Origin of the sequence: Mycobacterium sp. (assembly GCF_035603715.1) — a bacterium.
GTDB lineage: Bacteria > Actinomycetota > Actinomycetes > Mycobacteriales > Mycobacteriaceae > Mycobacterium.
The window spans coordinates 1-2,813 of the sequence record NZ_DATNJW010000557.1; the positions used below are offsets into that span (position 1 = coordinate 1).

Genomic DNA, 2,813 nt, shown 5'->3' on the forward strand with positions numbered 1-2,813 from the left:
TAGGAAACCATCTGCCCGCGTGAATTGAAGCTGCCCGAAGGGCCACCGCCGCCGGGCAAAGTCCCGGGCGGCGTAGCGAACCTTGGTCGCTAGATCTTTGAGAGTTGTCTTGAGTTTCAGGCTGCTTTTGGCAGTAGGCGAGCCCGGTCGATGGTTTCTGTGATGTGAATCTCTATGGTTTGCAAGGCTTTTCGTACCTGCGTTGGTGCCGGTGGTCGGTCGGCGGCGAGCAGCGGGCGTAGCAGCCGGTCGTGGACTTTGGTGTAGAAAATCGCGAACCGCAGCCCGTCGGCGGTAAGCCGGTAGCGGTTCTTGCCCGGGATGCGGGCGATGAGGCCGTTGACCCGTAGCCGGGCCAGGTCGTAGCTGGCCTGATTCATCGAGTAGTTCGCACCGCCGAGCAAGCCGGTCATCAAGGCGCGCAGGCTCTTGTTGGTGATGCCGGTGACGGCGAGCACGCTGGTGCACAACGCGCCGGCCAGGGCCTGGACCCGAGGGTCGCCGAACCGTAAGGCCGGGGCCCTCCGGCCCTCCTCGGTGAGGGTGGGCCGCGCGATCCGCTCAAAGGCTGGACTCGCAAGGAGACAACCCTGGCCGACACGTTCAGTATCCAGCAGGGTGGTGTTGACCGCACGGGCGCGGGCCTGCAGTTCGTCGAGATGGTGCAGCCGGCGCCGACAGCTGAGATCTTCCGGGTCGTTGATCACCGTCTCGATGCGCAGCGCCCGCGCGTCCTTCAAATACTGCTTGATGCGGGAGTGCCGGTAGAAGGCGTTGACGTTGACCTCGGTGCCGTAGCTGACGATCTTGGTTTTGTACTGACCGGCCGCGGGACGTCCGCGCCGCTGGCCGCGTTTGAAGATCAGCTCGATTAGTTCCGGGCGGCCGATGTCGAGGTTGTCGGTGACCAGGGCCTCAAAGAACGCGCGGGCCCGGCGGGGCGCGTCGAACACCAGGGTGCGCGACACCTCGACCTGGCGCATCGACAGCTCCCACCAGTAGCCGGCGGCGCAGTCATGCTCGGTCAGCGGCAGCGGCAGGATCGACCACCACCGCTCGGCGAACACCCGGATCGCGCCGGGCCCGAGCCGGTCGCAGATCGCCTGCAACGCAACAGGATCGGTACAGGCGGCGAACCCGTTGGACAGCTCGGTGAACCCGACGCCCGCCTTGAGGGCCTGCCGCTTGGCCCACTCGTGGCCGTTGACCCAGATCTTCATCGGATACGGGAAGTAGGCGCACACCTTGACGAACGCCGGTCCGAAATCGTCGTCCCAGAGGTAAAAGTAATAACAGGTGACCCGCCGGTCGGCTTTGGTGAACGAGAACCAGACCGCCTTACCGCCGCCCTTCTTGGTCGCGGTGAACACCGGCGCGAACTCCTGCGCAACCCCGATCGCGGCCACCCCAGACCGGCCGGTCGCCGCCTGCCGCGCCAGATATGGCCGCATCCGATCGATCTTGCGGTCGTCCCTCCCGAACCGCACTACCGGAATCCGGTTGTCCTCGGCGAACGACGCCACCGCCCTGCGGAACGCGGTACCGATCTTCTCCATGATCGCCGGCGACGGGATCGGGTAACCCAGATGCGCGGTCAGAAACGACACCACCTGCCCACCCACCTGCAGGTTCGGCACATAGCCGTTCAGATAAATCCGATCCAGGCACTCCACATCCAGGCTCACATGCCCGTCAAGCACATCGTTCACCGTCACCACCGCAGCCATGACCGCCAGCCTGGTCGACTAAGCCGGTCCTGACCAGCGCCCAGCCTCGCGGCGACGCCGCGATCGTCCGAGGGCAGGCTCGGACCGCTCCCCAATCAGCAGCCAACCGCAACGATCCCGCCCAACCCGCCGCCCACCTCGGCGGTCCGAGGCTGGCCTCACTGGTGGTGTGTCCTGGATTTAGCTGATTTTTTCGAGGGCGATTCGACCACGTGCGACCTTAGCGAAGATGGACTCTGCGGTTGCTGTCCACACGTACGGTTTGGGGTCGTGGTTGTGGGCGTCGATGTATTCCTGGATCGAATTGACGAGGTCGGGCACGGAGTGGAAGACCCCGCGCCGCAACGCTTTGTCGGTCAGTTCCCTAAACCAGCGTTCGACGAGATTGAGCCACGACGACGAGGTCGGGGTGAAGTGAAGGTGAAACCGGGGGTGTTTGTCCAGCCACGCGCGGACGTCGTCGTGCTTGTGGGTGGCGTAATTGTCCAGGATCAGGTGGATCTGCAGATCCTTGGGCACCTGCCGGTCGATGGTCTTGAGGAACTTCAACCATTCCTGATGCCGGTGCCGAGGCATGCACTGGCTGATGATCATGCCGGTCAGCACGTCCAGTGCGGCGAACAGGGTGGTCGTGCCATGGCGCTTGTAGTCGTGGGTCATCGTCTCGCCGCGGCCCTTGACCATCGGCAGCGATGCCTGGGTGCGGTCCAGCGCCTGCACGGAGGACTTTTCATCGGCACACAAGACGATCGCCTTCTCTGGCGGATTCAAATAAAGCCCAACGACATCGACCAGCTTCTCCTCGAAGTTCGGATCGTTGGACAGCTTGAACGTCTCGACCCGGTGTGGTTTGAGACCCCGCGCCGACCACACCTGCTGCACCGTCGATTTCGATACCCCGCTCGCCGCGGCCATCGTCCGACACGACCAATGGGTTTCGCCGGCCGGACGGTAGTTCAATGTCAAATCCACGATCTCGTCGATCTTCTCCTGCGGGATCGTCGTCTTCCGACCCCGGCCCTGGCGCACCTGCGCGAACTTGACCAGCCCCTCCTCGGCGAACCGAGTGCGCCACCCGCTGACCGA

The 2,813-nt window shown here is 64.1% G+C and carries 2 protein-coding genes; both read right to left on the reverse strand.

All coding sequences use genetic code 11. From position 1 onward, the window contains the following. Positions 1-116: 116 nt before the first annotated feature. Entirely contained in the window at positions 117-1,727 is a 1,611-nt protein-coding gene (locus VN856_RS22820; protein WP_325693318.1) for a hypothetical protein, read from the reverse strand. Positions 1,728-1,907: 180 nt separating this feature from the next. Further along, on the reverse strand, positions 1,908-2,813 hold a 906-nt coding region (locus VN856_RS22825), incomplete at its 5' end, for an IS630 family transposase (RefSeq protein WP_325693321.1).